This window comes from Lysobacter sp. Root983, assembly GCF_001429345.1.
GTDB lineage: Bacteria > Pseudomonadota > Gammaproteobacteria > Xanthomonadales > Xanthomonadaceae > Lysobacter.
In genome coordinates this window covers 428,340-448,167 of sequence record NZ_LMJO01000012.1, presented here as the reverse complement: position 1 = coordinate 448,167, position 19,828 = coordinate 428,340, and the positions used below count along the sequence as shown (strand labels likewise).

18 protein-coding genes are annotated in these 19,828 nt (G+C 70.8%); 8 read left to right on the top strand and 10 right to left on the bottom strand.

Annotated features, from left to right (window positions below):
- Positions 1 to 63: 63 nt before the first annotated feature.
- Entirely contained in the window at positions 64 to 1,062 is a 999-nt protein-coding gene (locus tag ASE43_RS09280; protein WP_057160261.1) for a DmsC/YnfH family molybdoenzyme membrane anchor subunit, read from the top strand.
- 109 nt (positions 1,063 to 1,171) lie between these two features.
- Positions 1,172 to 1,846, top strand: coding sequence for a DUF481 domain-containing protein (locus ASE43_RS09275; RefSeq protein ID WP_057160260.1), 675 nt, complete (start codon positions 1,172 to 1,174; stop codon positions 1,844 to 1,846).
- A gap of 74 nt (positions 1,847 to 1,920) precedes the next feature.
- On the opposite strand, the gene hemC is transcribed toward ASE43_RS09275, so the two are convergent.
- The 5 genes from hemC to ASE43_RS09250 form a co-directional block, all read right to left on the bottom strand.
- Entirely contained in the window at positions 1,921 to 2,841 is a 921-nt protein-coding gene (gene hemC / locus ASE43_RS09270) for a hydroxymethylbilane synthase (protein ID WP_056178193.1), read from the bottom strand.
- A gap of 388 nt (positions 2,842 to 3,229) precedes the next feature.
- Positions 3,230 to 3,958 carry a LytTR family DNA-binding domain-containing protein gene (locus ASE43_RS09265; protein ID WP_056178191.1) on the bottom strand — a complete coding sequence of 243 codons (729 nt, stop codon included), beginning with the start codon at positions 3,956 to 3,958 and terminating at the stop codon, positions 3,230 to 3,232.
- 8 nt (positions 3,959 to 3,966) lie between these two features.
- Positions 3,967 to 5,028, bottom strand: coding sequence for a histidine kinase (locus ASE43_RS09260; protein ID WP_056178189.1), 1,062 nt, complete (start codon positions 5,026 to 5,028; stop codon positions 3,967 to 3,969).
- A gap of 2 nt (positions 5,029 to 5,030) precedes the next feature.
- Positions 5,031 to 5,717 carry a carboxylesterase gene (locus ASE43_RS09255; protein ID WP_157499796.1) on the bottom strand — a complete coding sequence of 229 codons (687 nt, stop codon included), beginning with the start codon at positions 5,715 to 5,717 and terminating at the stop codon, positions 5,031 to 5,033.
- Positions 5,718 to 5,775: 58 nt separating this feature from the next.
- On the bottom strand, positions 5,776 to 6,732 hold the full coding sequence (locus ASE43_RS09250) for an energy transducer TonB (RefSeq protein ID WP_056178186.1): 957 nt from the start codon (positions 6,730 to 6,732) through the stop codon (positions 5,776 to 5,778).
- 120 nt (positions 6,733 to 6,852) lie between these two features.
- Between ASE43_RS09250 and ASE43_RS09245 the strand changes: the two genes are divergently transcribed.
- The 4 genes from ASE43_RS09245 (at position 6,853) to ASE43_RS09230 (ending at position 13,142) form a co-directional block, all read left to right on the top strand.
- Positions 6,853 to 7,221 (top strand): hypothetical protein, encoded by a 369-nt coding sequence (locus ASE43_RS09245; RefSeq protein ID WP_056178184.1) that lies wholly within the window; start codon positions 6,853 to 6,855, stop codon positions 7,219 to 7,221.
- Positions 7,222 to 7,277: 56 nt separating this feature from the next.
- Complete coding sequence (locus ASE43_RS09240; RefSeq protein ID WP_057160259.1) at positions 7,278 to 8,603, top strand: TolC family protein; 1,326 nt, start codon at positions 7,278 to 7,280, stop codon at positions 8,601 to 8,603.
- Complete coding sequence (locus tag ASE43_RS09235; RefSeq protein ID WP_157499794.1) at positions 8,600 to 9,859, top strand: efflux RND transporter periplasmic adaptor subunit; 1,260 nt, start codon at positions 8,600 to 8,602, stop codon at positions 9,857 to 9,859. The genes ASE43_RS09240 and ASE43_RS09235 overlap by 4 nt, the downstream gene beginning before the upstream one ends.
- A 97-nt stretch (positions 9,860 to 9,956) precedes the next feature.
- Positions 9,957 to 13,142 carry a CusA/CzcA family heavy metal efflux RND transporter gene (locus ASE43_RS09230; RefSeq protein ID WP_057160258.1) on the top strand — a complete coding sequence of 1,062 codons (3,186 nt, stop codon included), beginning with the start codon at positions 9,957 to 9,959 and terminating at the stop codon, positions 13,140 to 13,142.
- A gap of 243 nt (positions 13,143 to 13,385) precedes the next feature.
- Here ASE43_RS09230 and ASE43_RS09225 read toward each other — a convergent pair whose 3' ends face one another.
- Genes ASE43_RS09225 through ASE43_RS09215 form a run of 3 tightly spaced genes read right to left on the bottom strand, consistent with a single transcriptional unit; the run spans position 13,386 to position 16,648 of the window.
- Positions 13,386 to 13,955 (bottom strand): hypothetical protein, encoded by a 570-nt coding sequence (locus tag ASE43_RS09225; protein ID WP_056178176.1) that lies wholly within the window; start codon positions 13,953 to 13,955, stop codon positions 13,386 to 13,388.
- 13 nt (positions 13,956 to 13,968) lie between these two features.
- A complete protein-coding gene (locus tag ASE43_RS09220) occupies positions 13,969 to 16,134 on the bottom strand; it encodes a xanthine dehydrogenase family protein molybdopterin-binding subunit (RefSeq protein WP_057160257.1) in 2,166 nt (721 codons plus the stop codon).
- A gap of 58 nt (positions 16,135 to 16,192) precedes the next feature.
- A complete protein-coding gene (locus ASE43_RS09215; protein ID WP_056178173.1) occupies positions 16,193 to 16,648 on the bottom strand; it encodes a (2Fe-2S)-binding protein in 456 nt (151 codons plus the stop codon).
- 167 nt (positions 16,649 to 16,815) lie between these two features.
- Here ASE43_RS09215 and ASE43_RS09210 point away from each other — a divergent pair, with 167 nt between their 5' ends.
- Positions 16,816 to 17,817, top strand: coding sequence for an XdhC/CoxI family protein (locus ASE43_RS09210; RefSeq protein ID WP_162258777.1), 1,002 nt, complete (start codon positions 16,816 to 16,818; stop codon positions 17,815 to 17,817).
- Entirely contained in the window at positions 17,814 to 18,437 is a 624-nt protein-coding gene (locus ASE43_RS09205; protein ID WP_057160255.1) for a nucleotidyltransferase family protein, read from the top strand. The genes ASE43_RS09210 and ASE43_RS09205 overlap by 4 nt, the downstream gene beginning before the upstream one ends.
- Before the next feature lie 63 nt (positions 18,438 to 18,500).
- Here the strand turns inward: ASE43_RS09205 and ASE43_RS09200 are convergent, their stop codons facing one another.
- Both ASE43_RS09200 and ASE43_RS09195 read right to left on the bottom strand, forming a co-directional pair.
- On the bottom strand, positions 18,501 to 18,716 hold the full coding sequence (locus ASE43_RS09200; protein ID WP_056178169.1) for a hypothetical protein: 216 nt from the start codon (positions 18,714 to 18,716) through the stop codon (positions 18,501 to 18,503).
- Positions 18,717 to 18,900: 184 nt separating this feature from the next.
- Complete coding sequence (locus ASE43_RS09195; protein WP_057160254.1) at positions 18,901 to 19,806, bottom strand: LysR family transcriptional regulator; 906 nt, start codon at positions 19,804 to 19,806, stop codon at positions 18,901 to 18,903.
- Positions 19,807 to 19,828 lie beyond the last annotated feature (22 nt).

Here is a 19,828-nt window from a genome sequence, read left to right as displayed (position 1 = left end):
TCGCGCGCGCCCGTCGCCGGCCTTACTTCCCACCCAATCGTTCCGCCGAACGCCGGTCCACTGATGCATCCCGCCTTCTCGGTCATCCTGTTCACCACCTTGTCCGGCGCGGGCTATGGGCTGCTCGCCTGGCTGGGCGCCCTGATCGCGAGCTCGCGCCTGCAGGCGCTGTCCTATGGCGAAGCCGGCGCCGGTTCGATCACGACGCTGGCGCTGCTGACGCTGGCGCTGGGTTTGCTGCTCAGCGTAATCGGCCTGCTCGCGTCCACCTTCCACCTGGGCAAGCCGCTGCGCGCCTGGCGCGCGTTCTCGCAGTGGCGCACTTCCTGGCTGTCGCGCGAAGGCGTGCTGTCGCTGGCGACCTTCCTGCCCGCGCTGGCGCTGGCGGCGCTGGTGTGGAACGCCGCGGGCGGCGATGCCGACGCGCTCGCGCGGTTGGCGAGCTGGGGATGTGTGGCCGGCGCGGCGCTGGCCCTGCTGGCGCTGCTGACCGTGGTCTGCACGGCGATGATCTACGCCTCGCTGCCGCCAATTCCGGCCTGGCGCCATCGCCTGGTGGTGCCGGTCTATCTCGGCTTCGCCCTGCTCACCGGCTGGGCCCTGCTCGCGAGCCTGGCCGTCGCCACCACTCGCTACGGCCTGCCCGCGCCGACCCTGCGCTATCTCGCGCTGGCCCTGGGCGTGCTGGCGCTGACGGCGGCCGCGATGAAACTGCGCTACTGGCACGCGATCGACAGCACGCCGCTCACCGTCACCCGCGCCGATGCGGTCGGCCTGCCCGGTCGCGAGCTCAGCGTGTTCGAGCGTCCGCATACCGAAGACAACTATCTGACCCGCGAAATGGGCTACGTGCTCGCGCGCAAGCACGCGCGCAAGTTGCGCCTGATCGCGGTGCTCGCGTTCGCGGCCGTGCCGCTGCTGCTGGCGCTGCTGGTGTGGCTGTGGCCGGGCGCGGCCTGGGTCGCGTTCCCGCTGGCGGCGGCCGCCGCGCTGCTGGGCGCGCTGGTCGAACGCTGGCTGTTCTTCGCCCAGGCCCGGCACCTGGTCACGCTGTATTACTGAGGCTGCGACCGCGTTCCGACGCGGTCGCGACGGCGGTTCAGCCCGGGTCTTGGGACTGTAATCGTTTCCATGGCATCATCTTGGCACCTATTCGGCCCTGTTCACGACGATGTCCGGCTTGTTCGGGCTCGCCCTGTTGGGCGGCCCCCTCCTCACATTGCCGACCCTGCCGGTCTCCGGCGACCCCACGCTGATGGCGCTCGCGAGCGATCCGGCGCAGATGCGGCTGTACTGCTTTTCGACACGCTGCGGCGACGAGGAATGGCGGCTGGCGTTGGCGCCACCGCCGTCGCAGGCGCGCGATCTCGCCGCGCCCGCGACCCCATCGCGCCGACCGCTGCGCCTGCCGGGTTCGCAGCGCTACATCGGCCTGAGCGCACCGGCCGCCGCGCGCGAAAGCCGCGGCGCTTATTCCAACGATTTCCGCATCGGCACCCGGTATGGCCTGCAGGTGCTGCGCGACGGTCCGACCCAGCTGGGCCTGCAGTTCGGCGCCGGCTACCGGCTGGCGCCGCTGTACGACGACGGCATCAACCGCCCGGGCGCGGTGATGCGCGGCGAACTCAACTTCGGGCAGAAGATCGGCGATCGCGCGCGTTGGACCCAGCGCGTGTTCGTCGAGAGCGGACGCGGCGACACCTTCGTCAAGCAGTCGGTGCGGCTGGACGTGGCGTTGTGGCCGGATTGGACGCTCGAGACCGATTTCGCGATACGCCACGATTCCAACGGCGGCGGCGGCAGCGAGTCGGCGGAAAGTTCGATCGAGCTGCGGCGGCGGTTCTGAGGGCCGGGATTCGGCATTGGAGATTGGAGATTCGGTAATAAGCCCAATCCACCCGCTCTACGAATCCCGAATCCCTAATCCCGAATCACCGCTTTTATGAAATCGCCGGCGCCTTGCGCGAGCAGGGCTTGCGCGACTTCCAGACCCAGGCATTCGGGGGCGTCGCCGCGGCCTTCGCCGTGAGCGCGCACCTGCCGGCCGTCGGCGGCGCCGACCAGGCCGTCCAGGCGCAGGTGCTCGCCGTCCAGGCGCGCGTGCGCCGCCACCGGCACGTGGCAGCTGCCGTGCAGGGCGCGGTTCATGGCACGCTCGGCCTCGACGCAGGTGCGGGTGTCGGCGTGATCCAGCGCGGCGCACAAGGCGCGCGTGGCCAGATGGTCGCTGTGGCATTCGATCGCGATCGCGCCCTGCGCCGGCGCCGGCAGCCACTGCGGCGCCTGCAGGCGTTCGCGCACGCGCGCGCCCAAGCCCAGGCGTTCCAGGCCGGCGACCGCGAGCACGATCGCGTCGTACTCGCCGGCGTCCAGCTTGGCCAGGCGGGTATTGACGTTGCCGCGCAGGTCCAGCAGTTGCAAATCCGGGCGCAGCGCGCGCAGCTGGGTCTGGCGGCGCAGCGAGGACGTGCCCACGCGCGCGCCCTGCGGCAGGGCGCCGATATGCGGGTAATGCGGGCTGACGAAGGCGTCGGCGTAGTCGGCGCGCTCCAGGATCGCGGGCAGGGCGAAACCCGGCTCCAGTTCCATCGGCACGTCCTTGAGCGAATGCACGGCGCAATCGGCTTCGCCCCGTTGCATCGCCACTTCCAGCTCCTTCAGGAACAGGCCTTTCCCGCCGATCGCGGCCAGCGAGCGGTCCAGCACCTCGTCGCCGCGGGTACTCATCGGCACCAGCACCACCTCCAGTCCGGGGTGGGCGGCGCGCAGGCGGGCGGCGACGTGCTCGGTCTGCCACAGGGCGAGCGGGCTTTTACGGGTGGCGATGCGGAGACGGGTCATGGGGGAATTTTAGAAGCAAATCCCCCCTAGCCCCCCTTTTTCAAAGGGGGGAACCGCAAAAGCGGGGAGAAGGCGGCGCCATCCACCACCAACGTATGCGCCTCCCCCTTTGAAAAAAGGGGGATTGAGGGGGATTTGCTTTGCAACGGCGCAGGCCCGCCGCTCATGGTTCTCCGGGCTCACCACGAACAGCACTCGAAGCAGCCCTGCTTGACCTCCCCCTTTGAAAAAGGGGGATTGAGGGGGATTTGCTTTGCAGCAACGCAGACCCGCCGCTCATGGCTCGACGGGCTCACCACGAACGGCTGCCGGAGCCACGGGCGGCGTTTGAGTCGCGAATTCCCGCGACCCTCATCGGAGCGCCCGCTACACACCCAGGCGCCGCCCCTTACAGATGCTTCAACGTCTCCCGCAGCGCCGACACGCAGCGCCGGCTGACTTCCAGCGGCTGCTTGCCGTGGCGCAGCACCGCCTGGACGTGGCCGTCGGGGCAGCGCTTGAGTTCGACGATCTCGTGGCGGGCGACCAGGCAGTTGCGGTGGATGCGCACGAAGCGCTCGCCGAACTCGTCTTCCAGCGACTTCAGCGATTCCTCGATCAGGTCCTCGCCGCGCGCGTGGTGGACGATCACGTACTTCTCTTCGGCATGCAGGTAGTGCACGTCCTCGATCGGGATCAGGCGCAGGCTGCCGCGCAGGCGCGCGCACAGGTGGGTGCGGCGTTGGCCCGGCGCGACCTCGCCGCCGCGCTCGCGGCCGGCGGCGAAGGTGCGCACGCGCTCCAGTGCGGCGCTCAGGCGCTCGGCGCGCACCGGCTTGACCAGGTAGTCGATCGCCTCGGCCTCGAAGGCCGACAGCGCGTGCGCGTCGTAGGCGGTGCAGAACACCACCGCCGGGCGCGGCTCGAACGCGGCCAGATGGCGCGCCGCCTCCAGGCCGTCGATGCCGGGCATGGCGATGTCCAGCAGCACCAGATCCGGCTGATGTTCGGCGCAGGCGTGCAGGGCGTGCTGGCCGTCGGCCGCTTCGGCCACGACCTCGACGCCGTGTTGCTCGGCCAGCAGCGCACGCAGGCGCTCGCGCGCCAGCGGCTCGTCGTCGGCAATGACTATCCTCATTGCGCCCTTCATCGGTACAGCGCCTCCACCCCAGTCGGCACGTGCAGTTCGCACAGATAGTAGTCCTCGGCCCAGCCCGCGGTCATCCGTGCCTGCGGGCCATAGGCGTAGCGCAGGCGCTGGCCGATGCTGCGCTGGGCGTGGCGGGTCCCGTTGCCGGGGCCTTCGGCCGGCGCCGGGGCCGGATTGCGCACCCGCAGGGCCAGCATCGGCCCGCTGACGGCCAGCTCGATTTCCAGGGTGCCGCCGCCGGACAGGCGCGAGATGCCGTGCAGGACCGCGTTCTCGACCAGCGGCTGCAGCACCAGGCGCGGCATCGGCAGGGTCCAGGGCAGCGGCTCGTGCTTGCGCCACTCCACCCGCAGCCGGTCGCCCAGGCGCAGTTGCTCGATCGCCAGGTAGCGCTCGGCCAGCTCGACCTCCTCGGCCAGGCTGGAGTCGGACTCGCCGGCGCCGAGCGCGGCGCGGAACAGGTCCGACAGGTCGAGCACCGCGCGCTCGGCCACCACCGGGTCGCTGCGCACCAGGCCGGCGATGGTGTTCATGCTGTTGAAGAGGAAGTGCGGCTTGATCCGCGCCTGCAGCGCGTCGACTTCGGCGCGCGCGCTGGCGCGCACCTGCGCCTTCCAGCCGTCGTTGACGTAGAGATAGCGCAGCACCACGCCGACCGCGAGCATGGTCACCGCCGCGGTGCCCAGGCTGAAACGCGCCAGCGTCACCCCGGGCGGCACCAGGCTGGCGCCGACGGCGTGGTCGATCGAATGGGTGATCGCGGCGAAGGTGGCGCCCAGCAGCGCCGCCGCCGCGGTCGCGATCACGCCGCCCAGGCTGGCCGGCAGACGCAGCAGGCGTTCGCGCGACACGCACAACAACACCGACACGGTCAGCGCCAGCCACAGGGCGAAGGTGCTGCCGGAGACGAAGCGCTGCCAGTCCCAGGGCGCGCCGCCGTCGGGTGCCAGCGCCAGCACGACCACGATCAGCTCGGCCATGCTCAGCATCACCACCAGCCGCGGCAGGCGGCACAGGTCCGGCAGCCAGGGTTCGCGCTCGCTGCCGGAGGCGCTCATGTTCAGGCCGCGAAGCGCCGCGACATCCAGTCGCCGAGGTCGCGGATTTCCTCCAGGCAGACCTGGTGTGCCATCGGATAGGCGTGCCAGTCGGGGCTCAGGCCGAGCGCGCGCAGGCGCGCGGCGCTGACTTCGCCGGCGGCGAAGGGCACCACCGGGTCGTAGCTGCCGTGGGCCATGAACAAGGGCTGCGAACGCGCCGCGTCCTGGGTCTCGCGTGCCAGGCGATCGGGCATCGGCAGATAGGTCGACAGCGCGATCAGACCGGCCAGCGGCTGCACGCGGCGCAGGCCCGCGGCCAGGGCCACCGCGCCGCCTTGCGAGAAGCCGGCCAGCAGCACCCGCGACGCCGGTACGCCGCGCTCGGCCTCGCGCGCGATCAGGGCCTCGATCTGGGCCACCGATTCGTCGACGCCGGTTTCGTCGGCGCGGTGGTTGAGGTCGCTGAAATCGCGGATGTCGTACCAGGCGCGCATGCGCACGCCGTTGTTGATGGTGACCGCGCGCACCGGCGCGTGCGGGAACACGAAGCGCAGCGCCGGCCAGTCGGGGCGCAGCAGCTCGGGCACGATGGGTGCGAAATCGTTGCCGTCGGCGCCCAGCCCGTGCAACCACAGCACGGTCCAGGCCGGCGCCGGACCGGTTTCGTGTTCGACGGTGTCCAGCAGGGGGGCGGTGGCGGTAGTCATCGCCGCATTGTGCGCTGCCGCCCCGGCGAGCCGCCAGCACCGGCGTCACGGCGCCGGCTCAGCCCTTGGGCAGGCGGAAGCTCAGGGTGCGGCTGGTCGGTACGCGCTCGCCGCCGGCCTCGAAGCGCCAGCGCGAGACCGCGGCCAACGCGGCTTCGTCGAACACGCCCGGCGGCGTCGACGACAACAGGCGCACCGCGGTCACGCTGCCGTCGGGCTGGATCACGAAGGCGATCTGCACGCTGCCCTCGATGCGTCGATTGAGCGCGCTGAGCGGATAGCGCGGCGCGGAATCGCTGATCAGGCGCGGCAACGGGCGTGTGGCAGGCGCGGCATTGCGCGCAGCGGGCGGCGCCAGCGGCGCGATCGCGATCGGTTCGGCGGCGGCGATCTGCGCTGCGGCCGCGCTCGGCGTCGCCACGGGCGGCGGCGCAACGGGCGCGGGTGCAGGCGTGGATACGGACGCGGACGCGGACGGCGGCGGTTTGACCGGGTTCGCCGATACGAGCGCGCGCTGTTGCGCCAACCGCAGTTGCTCGGCCTGCTGCGCGTCCATGCGCTGGATCTGTTCGACTTGCGCGGCGCGCGCCGCCAGCAGGCTCTCGCGCAGGCGCGGCAGCGCGGGCGCCTGCGCGTCCACCCGCGCCAGCAGATCCAGCATGCGTTGCGCTTCGTTCAGCTCGCCGCCGGCCAGGGCTTGCTCGCCGGCGATCAGCACGTAGGGCTGCAGCTCCTGCAAGGCGCTGGCGACGGCGGCCTCGCCGGGCTGTTTGTCGCGCAAGGCCAGGTAGTACTCGACCGCGTTGTCGCCGGCCGGCGCGTACATGCGCTGGCTGCGCAGGGCCTGCGCGGCCAGCGTGCGCAAACGCTGCGCGTCCAGGCTGGCCAGGGCCGGGCGCGCCGGCGCCACCTCCAGCGACGAGGAGGCCTGCAGGCTCTGCGGCGGCCGTTCGCCGCCGCACGCGGCCAGGCACGCCAGCGCGGCGACGACCGCACAGCTCCGAACCCACTTCATGGCACGCCCCCTGTAGACGAGGCGCGCAGTCTGGCCAGCGCATGTGACGGCCGTGCGGCACCCACTGTGCCGGGTCGGCGCAATTGTGTATCGCCGCACCGGGCCCGTACCCTAGCGCTCATGTACGGCCTGCCGCCCCTGTCCTCGATCCTGCGCTGCCTGGTCTTCGGCCTGCTCATGACGATGGCCGTGGTCCGGCCGGCGCTGGCCTTCGCCGAGGAAGCGCGCGAGATCGCGGCGCTCGACGCCCAGAGCGAATCCAACCTGGGCGAGCACGGCCACGACCATCCGCCGGGCAAGCCCGGCGCCGGCGACGACAACGACAACCGCTGGCACCTGAGCCACTGCTGCGGCCAACAGGCCGCGATGCTGCCGCGCTACGAATTGCGCATGCTCGCGCCCGACGCGCGCGCGCCGATGCCGCCGCGCGCGTTCGCCTTCGTACCGGCACCGCAGCCGGTACCGTTCCGTCCCCCGATCGCGGGCTGAGGTTTACGCCGGCTGTGCCGGCCGCACCTTCCTGTCCCGATTCGGAGTACGTCCCCATGTGGTTGCGTCCAGCGGCTTCGGCCGTCCTGGCGGCTGCGCTGTGCTTTCCGGCACAAGCGCAATCGTCGCCCCCTGCTTCAGTCGCCGCACCTGCCGCCGCACCCGCCGGCGCGGCGGCGTTCACCCTCGACGATGCGCTCGCGCGCATCGACGCCACCCACCCCGACCTGCGCCTGTTCGGCGGCCGCCGCGACGCGCTCGCGGCCGAACTCGACCGCGCCGGCCAACGCCCGGCGCTGACCGCCGGCGCGACGTTGGAGAACGCGTTCGGCAGCGGCGAGTTCAGCGGCCTGCGCGGCGCCGAGTTGTCGCTGACCCTGGCCTCGGTGTTCGAACGCGGCGGCAAGCTCGACGCGCGACGCACGCTCGCGCAAAGCCGCATCGACGCGCTCGCGGTCGAACGCGAAAGCCGGCGCCTGGATCTGTTGGCCGAAGCGGCGCGCCGCTACCTGAATATCGTCGCCGCGCAGCGCCAACACGCGATCGCCGAACTCGACATCGGCCAGCGCCAACGGACCGTCGCCGCGGCGCGCCAGCGCCTGCAGGCCGGCGCCTCGCCGGAATCGGTGGTGCTGACCGCGCAGGCGGCGCTTGCGCGCGCCGAACTCGAGCGCGAACGCGCCTCGCAGCGTCGGCTCGCCGCGCGCCGGCACCTGGCGGCGCTGTGGGGCGAGCGCGATCCGGGCTTCGCCGCCGCCGCCGGCGATCCTCTGACGCTGCCGGCGATCCGGGATTTCGACGCGCTCGCCGAGCTGCTGCAGCGCAGCCCGGAGATCGCGCGCTTCGCCGACGAGGGCCGCATCCGCGAGGCGCGGCTGCAGCTCGCGCGCACCCAGGCGACGCCGGATCTGGAGTGGCAGTTCGGCCTGCGTCGCCTGCAGGAGACCGGCGACCAGGCGCTGCTGGGCAGCGTGGCCCTGCCCCTGGGGGCGTCGCGTCGCGCCGCTCCCGATATCCGCGCCGCCGAAGCCGAGCTGGCGATGCTGGGGATCGAACGCGAAGCCCAGGGAATGTCGCTGTATTCGACCCTGGCCGATGCGCACGGCCGCTACCAGGTCGCCGCGCTCGAGGTGCGACGCCTCAACGACGACGTGCTGCCCAAGCTCGCGCGCGCCGAGGCCGCGGCCGAACGCGCTTACCGCGCGGGCGCCATCAGCTACCTCGAATGGGCGCAGCTGCAGTCCGAGCGCACCAATGGGCGCAAGCAGCAATTGGAGGCCGCGCTCGAAGCGCAGCGCGCCCTGATCGAAATCCAGAGGCTCACCGGCGAGGCCTTCGTCGCCGCTCCGGCCGCCTCCACCGCACAAGGAACCGCCCCGTGAAGATCTCTCACTTCAGCGCCGCACTGGCCTTGACCCTGCTGCTGGCCGCCTGCGGCGGCGATCCGTCCGCGCCGGCCGAGCACGCCCACGAGGAAGGCGACGCGCATGCCGAGGCCGAAGCACCGCGCAAGGGCGAGCACGGCGGCCGCGTGCTGGAAAGCAACGGCTATGCCGTGGAGTTGGCGATCGCCGAGGACGGCACGCCGCCGAAGTACCAGGCCTGGCTGTACCGCGACGGCAAACCGCTGCCGGCGTCCGCCGGCAGCGTCGAGGTCCGGCTCAAGCGTCTGGGCGGCGTCGCCGAGACCCATGTCTTGAAGCCCCAGGCGGACGGCAGCCTGATGGCCGCCAGCGTCGTCGGCGAACCGCATTCGTTCGACGTCGAAGTGACGGCCCGCATCGCCGGCACGGCCTTGCGTTGGGCCTATCCCAGTTACGAGGGGCGGACCCAGATCGCGGCCAAGGTCGCGCACGACGCCGGCATCCGCGTCGCGCCGGCCGCGGCCGGCGTGATCGCCGACGAGCACGAAGTCCAAGGCCTGCTCACTCCGGTCGAAGGGCGGGTCGCCAAGGTGGCGGCGCGCTTCCCCGGTCCGGTGCGGCGCTTGAACGCGAACGTCGGCGACCAGGTGCGTGCCGGCCAGCCGCTGGCCAGCATCGAAAGCAACCTGAGCCTGACCACCTACACCGTCGCCTCGCCGATCGCCGGCGTGGTGCTCGCGCGCAACGCCGCGGTCGGCTCGGTGGCCGGCGAAGGCGCGGCGCTGTTCGAAGTCGCCGACCTGTCTTCGCTGTGGGTCGACCTGCACGTGTTCGGCGCCGATGCCCAACACATCCAGGCCGGCGTGCCGGTCACCGTGACCCGCATGAGCGACGGTGTCACCGCCGACACCACGCTGGAACGCGTGCTGCCCGGCACCGCCACCGCCAGCCAGAGCACCGTGGCGCGCGCGACCATCGCCAACGCCGACGGCCTGTGGCGGCCGGGTTCGGCGGTCAAGGCGCGCATCACGGTGGAGCGCCAGCCGGCCCGGCTGGTGGTGCCGCTGGCGGCGCTGCAGACCTTCCGCGATTGGGATGCGGTGTTCATCCGCCACGGCGACGTCTACGAAGTGCGCCCGGTCGAACTGGGCAAGCGCGACGCGCAACGGGTGGAGGTGCTTTCGGGGCTGAAAGCCGGCGATCAGGTGGTGGTCGAGCAGAGCTACGTGGTGAAGGCGGACATCGAGAAGTCCGGCGCTTCCCACGACCACTGAGGGCGCAACGGTCCGCCAGGCCTGTCGGCCAGCGGTCCGGCGCATGCCGCCGCGTCGTTCGCGATGCGCGGCCCACCCGAATACCGAGGAAACACTCATGCTCGAGAAAATCATTCGCTTCGCCATCGCGCACCGATGGCTGATGATCGCGCTGACGTCGGCGCTGATCGGCGTGGGCGTCTGGAGCTTCACCAAGCTGCCGATCGACGCCACGCCCGACATCACCAACGTCCAGGTGCAGATCAACACCGAGACGCCCGGTTACTCGCCGCTGGAATCCGAACAGCGGGTGACCTTCCCCATCGAAACCACGCTGGCCGGACTGCCGGGCCTGGACTACACACGCTCGATTTCCCGCTACGGCCTGTCGCAGGTCACGGTGGTGTTCAAGGACGGCACCGACCTGTTCTTCGCACGCCAACAGGTCGCCGAGCGCATCCAGCAGGTGAAATCGCAGCTGCCGGCCGAACTGGAGCCGCAGATGGGCCCCGTCGCCACCGGCATGGGCGAGATCTTCATGTACACGGTCGATGCCAAGCCCGATGCGCGCAAGAAGGACGGCACGCCCTGGACCGCGACCGACCTGCGCACCTTGCAGGACTGGGTGGTGCGGCCGCAGTTGCGCAATACGCCCGGCGTGACCGAGGTCAACACCATCGGCGGCTACGCCCGCCAGATCCACATCACGCCCGACCCGGCGCGGCTGGTGGCGCTGGGATTCACCCTGCACGACGTGGTCGCGGCCGTCGCGGCCAACAATCAGAACGTCGGCGCCGGCTACATCGAACGCAACGGCCAGCAGTTCCTGGTGCGCGCGCCGGGCCAGGTCGCCGATCTCGATGCGATTCGCGACATCGTGCTGGACCGCCGCGACGGCGTGCCGATCCGCGTGCGCGACGTGGCCGAGGTCGGCGAAGGCCCGGAGCTGCGCAACGGCGCGGCGACCCAGAACGGCCGCGAGGTGGTGCTGGGCACGGCGTTCATGCTGATCGGCGCCAACAGCCGCGAAGTGGCGCAGGCCGCCGCCGAAAAACTGGCCGTGGCCAACAAAAGCCTGCCGGCCGGCGTGTCGGCCGCGCCGGTGTACGACCGCACCGCGCTGGTCGATCGCACCATCAAGACGGTGGCCAAGAACCTGATCGAAGGCGCCTTGCTGGTGATCGTGGTGTTGTTCTTGTTGTTGGGCAATTTCCGCGCGGCCTTGATCACCGCCGCGGTCATCCCCTTGGCGATGCTGTTCACGATGACCGGCATGGTCCGCGGCGGCGTGTCGGGCAATCTGATGAGCCTGGGCGCGCTCGACTTCGGCCTGATCGTGGATGGCGCGGTCATCATCATCGAGAACTGCCTGCGCCGCTTCGGCGAACTGCAGCATGCGCTGCAACGCCCGCTCAGCGACGAGGAACGGCTGGATACGACCGCGTCGGCGACCGCCGAGGTGATCCGTCCCAGCCTGTTCGGCCTGGGCATCATCACCGCGGTGTATTTGCCGATCTTCGCTCTCACCGGCGTCGAGGGGAAAATGTTCCACCCGATGGCCATCACCGTGGTGCTGGCGCTGACCGGCGCGATGCTGCTGTGCCTGACCTTCGTGCCGGCGTCCATCGCCCTGTTCCTGCGCGGCCGCGTCGAGGAAAAGGAAACCCGGCTGATGCGCTGGTCGCGCCAGGCCTACGAACCCGCACTGGCCTGGGCCTTGCGTCGCCGCGCCTGGGTGATCGGCGGCGCGCTGGCCGGCATCGCCTTGTGCGGCCTGCTGGCGACGCGGTTGGGCTCGGAGTTCATTCCCAGCCTGGACGAGGGCGATATCGCCATGCATGCGATGCGCATTCCGGGCACCAGCCTGGAACAGGCGATCAAGATGCAGGCCACCCTGGAAGCGCGCATCAAGCAGTTTCCGGAGGTGGAGCGCGTGTTCGGAAAACTCGGCACCGCCGAGGTCGCGACCGATCCGATGCCGCCCTCGGTCGCCGACACCTTCCTGATGCTCAAGCCGCGCGAGCAATGGCCGAACCCGCGCAAATCCAAGGCGCAGCTGGTCGCCGAGATCGAAGCGGCGGTCAAGCAATTGCCGGGCAACAACTACGAGTTCACCCAGCCGATCCAGATGCGCATGAACGAGCTGATCTCGGGCGTGCGCGCCGACGTGGCGATCAAACTCTACGGCGACGACCTGGATCGCTTGGTCGAAGTCGGCCGGCGCATCGAGGAGGTGGCCAAAGCGGTGCCCGGCGCCGCCGACGTCAAGCTGGAACAGGCGACCGGCTTGCCCTTGCTGACGATCGTGCCGGATCGGCAGGCGCTGGTGCGCTACGGCCTCAATCCCGGCGCGGTGCAGGACACGGTGGCGACGGCGGTGGGCGGCGAAGTGGCCGGCCAGCTGTTCGAAGGCGATCGTCGTTTCGACATCGTGGTTCGCCTGCCCGAGCGTCTGCGCCAGGATCCGGCGGCTCTGCAGGACCTGCCCATCCCGTTGGCCGGCAACGACAACGTCGACGAGTCCAGCCGCGCCGCCGCGTGGATGTCCGGCGCGCCGCAGACGGTGCCGCTGCGCGAGGTGGCGAAGATCGAGACCACCCTGGGGCCGAACCAGATCAATCGCGAAAACGGCAAGCGCCGCGTGGTGATCACCGCCAACGTGCGCGGCCGCGACCTGGGCGGCTTCGTCGGCGACCTGCGCCAACGCGTGGCGACCCAGGTCGAGCTGCCGACCGGCTACTGGATCGACTACGGCGGCACCTTCGAGCAGTTGATATCGGCCAGCCAGCGTCTGGCGATCGTGGTGCCGGTGACGCTGGCGATCATTTTCGCCCTGCTGTTCTGGGCCTTCGGTTCGGCCAAGGACGCAGCCATCGTGTTCAGCGGCGTGCCACTGGCGCTGACCGGCGGCGTGATCGCGCTGGCGCTGCGCGGGATACCGCTGTCGATCTCGGCCGGCGTGGGCTTCATCGCGCTATCGGGCGTGGCGGTGCTCAACGGCCTGGTGATGATCGCCTTCATCCGCAAGCTGCGCGAGCAGGGCGACCGCCTCGAAGACGCCATCGTCGACGGCGCCTTGGGACGCTTGCGTCCGGTGTTGATGACGGCGCTGGTGGCCTCGCTGGGCTTTCTGCCGATGGCCTTCAACGTCGGCGCCGGTTCGGAAGTGCAGCGGCCGCTGGCGACGGTGGTGATCGGCGGCATCGTGTCTTCGACGCTGCTGACCTTGCTGGTGCTGCCGGTGTTGTATCGGTGGTTGCATCGGGAGGGCGAGGACGCTCCTAAGGCGATGCCCGCGACCTGATACGACGAGGCCCGCGCCGTGAAGCGCGGGCCTCGATTCGCGGGACGATGCTGGAAACGTTCCGCGGCAGGCGGCACCTGCGGGTGCCGGGTTGCAGCGAACTCAAAGGCGTACGCGCCCCTCTTGCCAGGTACTACCCTGTGGGAGCGGCGTAAGCCGCGATGGCAATGAAGCGACGATGCGGCCGCGATCGCGGCTTACGCCGCTCCCACAGGAAGCAAAGCGGTTCCGGCAACCGAGTGGCTACGCCGCCGGACAGGGACCGCCCGCATCGGCCCAGAGTTTGAACTGAGCCACGAACTCGTCGTGCGGCACCGGCACCGGCAGGCGGTTGCCGCCGGGCTCCCAGCCCCATAGCACCAGCTTGTCCTCGCTGACGTGCTTGAGCAGGGCGGCGAAGTCGCGGCCGCCGTTGCGCTTCTGATCCTGGATCATCTCGCACAGCTGCTTGGGCGGCAAACCGATCCAGGCCATCTTGCGATCCGGCGGCGGCAGCTGCCAATGCGGCGCGCCCGGCGGTGCGTTGGGGCCGTAGCTGGCGGGCAGGTTCTTCTCGCCGTGACAGGTCGCGCAGGGCAGGCCGACCGCGCCCTTGCCCTCGGGGCCGCGCACCACGCCCATCGCGTGCGGTTGGCCGTTGTCGAACTGCAGCGGCTGATCGCCGGGGATGTGGCAGTTCTGGCAACGCGGATGCTGGAACACCTTCTGCACGGTGGCGAACGCGACCAACGCCTTTTCGCGTTGCTCGGGGCTGGGGCGCGGACCGCAGGCAGCGAGCGCGAGGACCACACCGCAGATCAGCAGGATGCGCATGTCGTCGTCCTCCTCAGGCCTTGAGCCGCAGCGGCAGTTCGCGCAGGCGCTGCCCGGTCAGGGCGAACACCGCGTTGGCGACCGCCGGCGCGATCGGCGCCGTGCCCGGTTCGCCGGCGCCGCCCATGCGTTCGGTGCTGGGCACGATGTGAACCTCGACCTGCGGCATCTCGTTGAGGCGCAGCACCTGGTAGTCGTGATAGTTGGACTGCTGCACGCGCCCGTCCTGGAAACTCAGCGCGCTGTGCAGCGCCGCGCCCAGGCCGAAGGCGATGCCCGATTCCATCTGCGCGCGCACGCCTTCCGGGTTCACCGCCAGGCCGCAGTCGATCGCGCACACCACCCGATGCACGCGGATCGCGCCGTTCTCCACCGAGACTTCGGCGATCTGGGCCAGGAAACTGCCGAAGGATTCGTGTACGGCGACGCCGCGCCCGCGCCCTTGCGCGGCCGGCGTGCTCCAGCCGGCTTTCTCGGCGGCCAGGTTCAGCGCGGCCAGGTGACGCGGATGCGACTTGAGCAGCGCGCGCCGGTATTCGACCGGATCCTTTTTCGCCGCATGCGCGAGCTCGTCGATCAGGCTTTCCATCACGAAGGCGTTGTAGCTATGCCCGACCGAACGCCACCACAGCACCGGGATGCCGGTCTTGGGCGAATGCAGTTCGACGCGGTGGTCGGGGATGTCCTTCAGGTACGGCGAATCGGACACGCCCTCCACCGAGGTCGCGTCCACGCCGTTCTTGACCATCAGCGCCTCGAACGGCGTGCCGCCGATGATGGACTGGCCGACCATACGATGCTGCCAGGCCACCGGATAACCCTGCGCGTCGACCGCGATGCGCGCCTGCTGCAGGTACATCGGCCGGTAGTAGCCGCCGCGCACATCGTCCTCGCGCGACCACACCGTCTTGACCGGCTTGCCCGCGGCCTTGGCGACCTGCACCGCTTCGGACACGAAATCCGAGTTGGTGGTGGCGCGCCGGCCGAAGCCGCCGCCCAGGAACATGGTGTGGATCTGCACCTGTTCGGGCTTGAGGCCGAGGATGCCGGCGGCGGCGTGCTGGTCGCCGGTCTGGAACTGGGTGCCGGTCCAGATCTCGCAACCGTCGCCGTCGATCTTGACCGTGCAGTTCAGGGGCTCCATCGGCGCGTGCGCGAGATAGGGCGTGTGGTACTCGGCGTCCAGGGTCTTGCCGGCCTTGGCCAGCGCGGCGGCGGCATCGCCGGCCTGCGCGGCGACGGCACCCGGGGTGGCGGCGAGCTTGCGGAACTCCTCGCGCAGCTTGACCGTGTCCAGGCCCGCGTTCGGGCCCAGGTCCCAGTCCACTTTCAGCGCATCGCGGCCCTGCTTGGCGGCCCAGTAATGATCGGCGACCACGGCCACGCCGCTGGGCACCTGGACCACGTCGCGCACGCCCGGCACGGCCTTGGCCGCGGCGGCGTCGAAGGATTTGACGGTGCCGCCGAACACCGGCGCGCGCGCGACCACCGCGGTCAGCAGGCCGTCGAACTGCACGTCCATGCCGAACTTCGCGCGCCCGGTGATCTTCTCCGGCGAATCCAGGCGCTTGGTCGGCTTGCCGATGATCTTCCAGTCCTTGGCGTCCTTGAGCACCGGCGCGGCCTTCGGCGCCGGCAGTTTCGCGGCATCGGCGGCGAGCTCGCCGTAGCGCGCGCGTTGCGTGCCGGCCACGACCACGCCGTTCTCGGTGCGGATGTCCGCCTCGGCCACGCCGAAGCGCTGCGCGGCCGCCGCCACCAGCAGCTGGCGCGCGGTCGCGCCGGCCTGGCGGTAGCGGTCGAATTCGGACCAGGTGCTGGTGGAACCGCCGGTCATCTGCTGGCCGAACGCGGTGTGCGCGTAGGCCGGCGCGGCCGGCGCGTGTTCGACCCGGATCTTGGACCAGTCCGCATCCAGTTCCTCGGCGACCAGCATGGCCAGGCCGGTCCACACGCCCTGGCCCATTTCGGAATGCGCGATCAGCACGGTCACGCTGTCGTCTTCGCCGATGCGCAGGAAGGCATTGGGCACGAACGGCGCGGCGGCGCTGGCGGCGGCCGGCGCGGCCAGCGCGTAGCGGCGCGCGCCGGGGATCACGAAGCCGATCACCAGCCCGCCGCCGAGGACGGCACCGGCCTTGAGGAATCGACGTCGGGAAGGCTGAGGCACAGCGTTCACGGCACACCTCCGTTGCGAATGACGAAGCTCGCGGCGGCCGCGCGGCCGCGCGCGCGACTCAGGCCTTGCCGAGCCCCGCCGCGCGCTTCACCGCCGCGCGGATGCGCGGGTAGGTGCCGCAGCGACAGATGTTGCCGGACAAGGCCTGATCGATATCGGTGTCGGTGGGCGCGGGCACCTTGGCCAGCAAGGCCGCCGCCGACATGATCTGACCGGACTGGCAGTAGCCGCACTGGACCACGTCCAGCTCGGCCCAGGCGCGCTGCACCGGATGGCTGCCGTCGGCCGACAGGCCTTCGATGGTGAGGATCTGTTTGCCTTCCACGGTCGATACCGGGGTGACGCAGGCGCGGCGCGGGGCGCCGTCGACGTGCACGGTGCAGGCGCCGCATTGGGCGATGCCGCAACCGAACTTGGTGCCGGTGAGTTGCATCAGGTCGCGCAGGACCCAGAGCAGGGGCATGTCGGGTGGGGCGTCCACCTCGTGCTCGCTGCCGTTGACATGCAGTTTCATGGATCCCTCGCGGCGGCTGGGGAAAGCCGAACATACGCCTGCGGCCGTGTTTACGCCATCCATGGCCGGCGCCCTGCAAGAAGCGCGCCTGTCGTGCGGCCGCCCGCATTGCAGGCGTCATGGCCAGACCGCATGATCGGGCGGTCGTCCGCGCTCAGGGATTCGCCGTGCCAGACGCTCCGCCCGTTGCGCCCGCCCTGCCCGCCGCCGGTGGCGTGCGCGGCACCCTGGAAGCCGCGGTGCGCGCGCAGGAACGCGGCGACCCGGCCAGCCTAGCCGTGGTCCTGGAAAGCGAGGGCTCGACCTACGTGCACCCCGGCGCGGTGGCCCTGTTCGGCGCGCGCGAGGGCCAGGTCGGCTGGCTCAGCGGCGGCTGCATCGAGCCCGAGATCGAGGAGCTGGCGGCGACCGCGGCGCGCTACGGCCGGGTCGAGTGGATGGACATCGACACCCGCAGCGACGAGGACCTGTTCGACGGTTCGGCGATCGGCTGCCGCGGCCGCCTGCGCCTGGCCCTGCTGCCGCTGGCCGCACTGCGCGAACTGCCGGCGCTGGTCGACGAATGGCGGCGCGGTCACGGCGACCTGCGCCTGGACATCAACCTCAACGGCGCCATGCGCGTGCGCGTCGGCGGCGAGCACCAGCCCTGGACCCTGCCGGTGGCGACGCCCTCGTGGCTGGGCCGCGGCGCGACCGCCTGGCTGCTGGAGATCGCGCGGCCGCCGTCGGTGCTGGTGTTCGGCGCCGGTCCGGAATCGGCCTCGCTGCTGCCGCTGCTGCGCTCGCTGGGCTGGATCACCAGCGTGGTCGAGCGCCGCCCGCGCTGGACCGCCCAGGCCGCGCACGCAGACTACGCGATCGCGCGTGCGCCCGCGCAGGCGTTGGCGAGCGCGCGTCCGCACGATGCCGCGCTGGTCATGCATCATCATTTCGAACTCGACCGCGAAGCGCTGGAAGCCTTGGCCACGAGCGAGATCGGATTCGTCGGCCTGCTCGGGCCCCACCAGCGTCGCGACGACCTGTTCCGGGTGCTGCCCGAAGCCGCGCGCGCCGCGCTCGCGCCGCGCCTGCACGCGCCGATCGGGCTCAAGCTCGGCGGCGACGGCCCGGAAGCGATCGCGCTCAGCGTCGCCGCGCAGTTGCAGTCGCTGCACCACGCACCGGCATGACGCATGCGGCGCTGGTGCTGGCCGCGGGCGGCAGCCGCCGGCTCGGTCGCGCCAAGCAACTGTTGACGCGCGACGGCGAACGCCTGATCCATCGCGCCGTGCGCCTGGCCGCGCAGACGGGACCGCAGCGCCTGTTGGTGGTGTTGGGTGCGCAGGCCGACGCCCTGCAAGCCGCGATCGCCGACCTGCCCGCCGAGGTCTGCCTCAATCCAAATTGGGAGCTCGGCTTGGCGAGTAGCTTGCACTGCGGCGCGACGGCCTTGGCTACACACGCCGGGCCCGTGCTGATCCTGGGCTGCGATCAACCGGCCCTGGAGTTGGAACATCTGCAAGCGCTGCTCGCAGGTGCGACGCGCGCGCGCTCGCAGTGCGCGGCGACCCGCCACGGCGATGCGCCGGGCATTCCGGCGGTGGTCTCAGGCGAACTGATGGCGCAGGCGCGTGGCCTGCACGGCGACCGCGGCTTCGGTGCGCTGCTCGCGCGCCTGCCGCCGGATGAACTGACCTGGCTCGACGCCCCCGCATTGCAGTGGGACATCGACGTGGAAGCCGACGTCGCGCGCGCGGCCGCGGCCGGCTTGCTGGATCGTGGCGTATTGGATCGCGGCGCGAACGCCTGAGAGGCGCCCGCGCCGCCCGGAGCGCTCGTCCAACGTTCCGGGCGGCAGGGGCTTCACGCGGGCCTAGGGGACCAGCGTGCCGAACACAGCCTGCGAGCGCGCGTCGTAGATGCGCAGCCACAGTCCATTGCGCGATTGCTCCGCGTAGCGCTGCGCCAGCGGCAGCACCGCTTCCAGTGCGGCTTCGGGGCTGAGGTAATCCTGCGCCAGTTCCGCGATCGCGGTGGTCAGGGCCTTGCCTCCGTTGCCGTTCCGCAGCTTCAGTTCGACGCGAAACATGGCGCTTCCTTGCTCTGAATAAGGCGTCCCCGGCCCAGCTCCGACAGTTCCTGTCTCGGCGTCCGTCTCCGTGGCGCGGCGTCCTGCCGGTGCCTAAGGCCGTGCTGTCGGGGACGAGCTCAATGTGCGCTTTTCGTGACTCAGATAACGTCATCCGAGCGCTCGATCGTTTGTAGGATTTTTCCTACCCCTCGCGCGCGGGCAATCCGTCCAGACGCGGCTGCAATTCCGCGAAGCCCGTGCGCATGGCGTCCAGGAATACCTTGACCCGCGCGCTGCGGCGCAGGTCCGGGTGGGTCAGCAGCCACAGGTCCGAGCGCAGCTCCGGTATCGGATCGCCGACCCGCACCAGTCGCTTATCGCCGTCGCACAGATGGCAGGGCAATACCGCCATGCCGATCCCGGCCGCGGCCGCGTCGCGCAGCGCGAGCAGGCTGTTGCTGCGCAGCACCGCGGTCTCGTGATAGCCGCGCTTGATCCCCCACTGCGCCATCGCGATATGCGACAGGCTGTCGTCCGGCACCACCCAATCCTGCTCGCCCAGGTCCGCGCCCGCGCGCAGTTTGAATTTGCGCGGCCGGTACACCGCCGCCGCGATCGTCGCGATCTTGCGCCCGATCAGGCTGTCGGGCGGTTGTCCGCCGGGGCGCAGCGCCACGTCGGCTTCGCGGCGGCTGAGGTCGCGGGTGGCGTTGTCGGCGGTCAGCTCCAGCACGATGCGCGGATAGGCCTGGCGGAACCGCGCCAGCAACGGCGGCATCAGGCCGCTCAGCAGGGCCTCGGCCGTGGTCACGCGCAAGCTGCCAGCCGGGCGCGCGTCCAGGCCCGAGAGCCGGCGCTCGGTGGCCTCGATGCGCTGCTCGATCTCGGCCGCCACCGCGATCACTTCCTCGCCGGTTGCGGTCGCCGCATAGCCGTCGCGCGCGCGCTCGAACAGGCGCGCGCCGAGCTTACGCTCGATCTCGTTGATGCGCCGGAACACCGTGGGGTGGCTCACGCCCAGCCGCTTGGACGCACCGTTGAGCGAACCGGCGCGGCCGACGGCGAGGATGAAACGGTAGTCGTCCCAGGACAGGCGTTGTTCATTCATGTAATCACCGCTTGCATTCTTG

Coding starts and splice junctions, on each gene's coding strand:
- ASE43_RS09275 (WP_057160260.1), top strand. CDS start 1,172: ATGTCCGGCTTGTTCGGGCTCGCCCTGTTGGGCGGCCCCCTCCTCACA.
- hemC (WP_056178193.1), bottom strand. CDS start 2,841: ATGACCCGTCTCCGCATCGCCACCCGTAAAAGCCCGCTCGCCCTGTGG.
- ASE43_RS09260 (WP_056178189.1), bottom strand. CDS start 5,028: ATGAGCGCCTCCGGCAGCGAGCGCGAACCCTGGCTGCCGGACCTGTGC.
- ASE43_RS09225 (WP_056178176.1), bottom strand. CDS start 13,955: ATGCGCATCCTGCTGATCTGCGGTGTGGTCCTCGCGCTCGCTGCCTGC.
- ASE43_RS09255 (WP_157499796.1), bottom strand. CDS start 5,717: ATGACTACCGCCACCGCCCCCCTGCTGGACACCGTCGAACACGAAACC.
- ASE43_RS09230 (WP_057160258.1), top strand. CDS start 9,957: ATGCTCGAGAAAATCATTCGCTTCGCCATCGCGCACCGATGGCTGATG.
- ASE43_RS09280 (WP_057160261.1), top strand. CDS start 64: ATGCATCCCGCCTTCTCGGTCATCCTGTTCACCACCTTGTCCGGCGCG.
- ASE43_RS09245 (WP_056178184.1), top strand. CDS start 6,853: ATGTACGGCCTGCCGCCCCTGTCCTCGATCCTGCGCTGCCTGGTCTTC.
- ASE43_RS09250 (WP_056178186.1), bottom strand. CDS start 6,732: ATGAAGTGGGTTCGGAGCTGTGCGGTCGTCGCCGCGCTGGCGTGCCTG.
- ASE43_RS09195 (WP_057160254.1), bottom strand. CDS start 19,806: ATGAATGAACAACGCCTGTCCTGGGACGACTACCGTTTCATCCTCGCC.
- ASE43_RS09205 (WP_057160255.1), top strand. CDS start 17,814: ATGACGCATGCGGCGCTGGTGCTGGCCGCGGGCGGCAGCCGCCGGCTC.
- ASE43_RS09200 (WP_056178169.1), bottom strand. CDS start 18,716: ATGTTTCGCGTCGAACTGAAGCTGCGGAACGGCAACGGAGGCAAGGCC.
- ASE43_RS09265 (WP_056178191.1), bottom strand. CDS start 3,958: ATGAGGATAGTCATTGCCGACGACGAGCCGCTGGCGCGCGAGCGCCTG.
- ASE43_RS09240 (WP_057160259.1), top strand. CDS start 7,278: ATGTGGTTGCGTCCAGCGGCTTCGGCCGTCCTGGCGGCTGCGCTGTGC.
- ASE43_RS09215 (WP_056178173.1), bottom strand. CDS start 16,648: ATGAAACTGCATGTCAACGGCAGCGAGCACGAGGTGGACGCCCCACCC.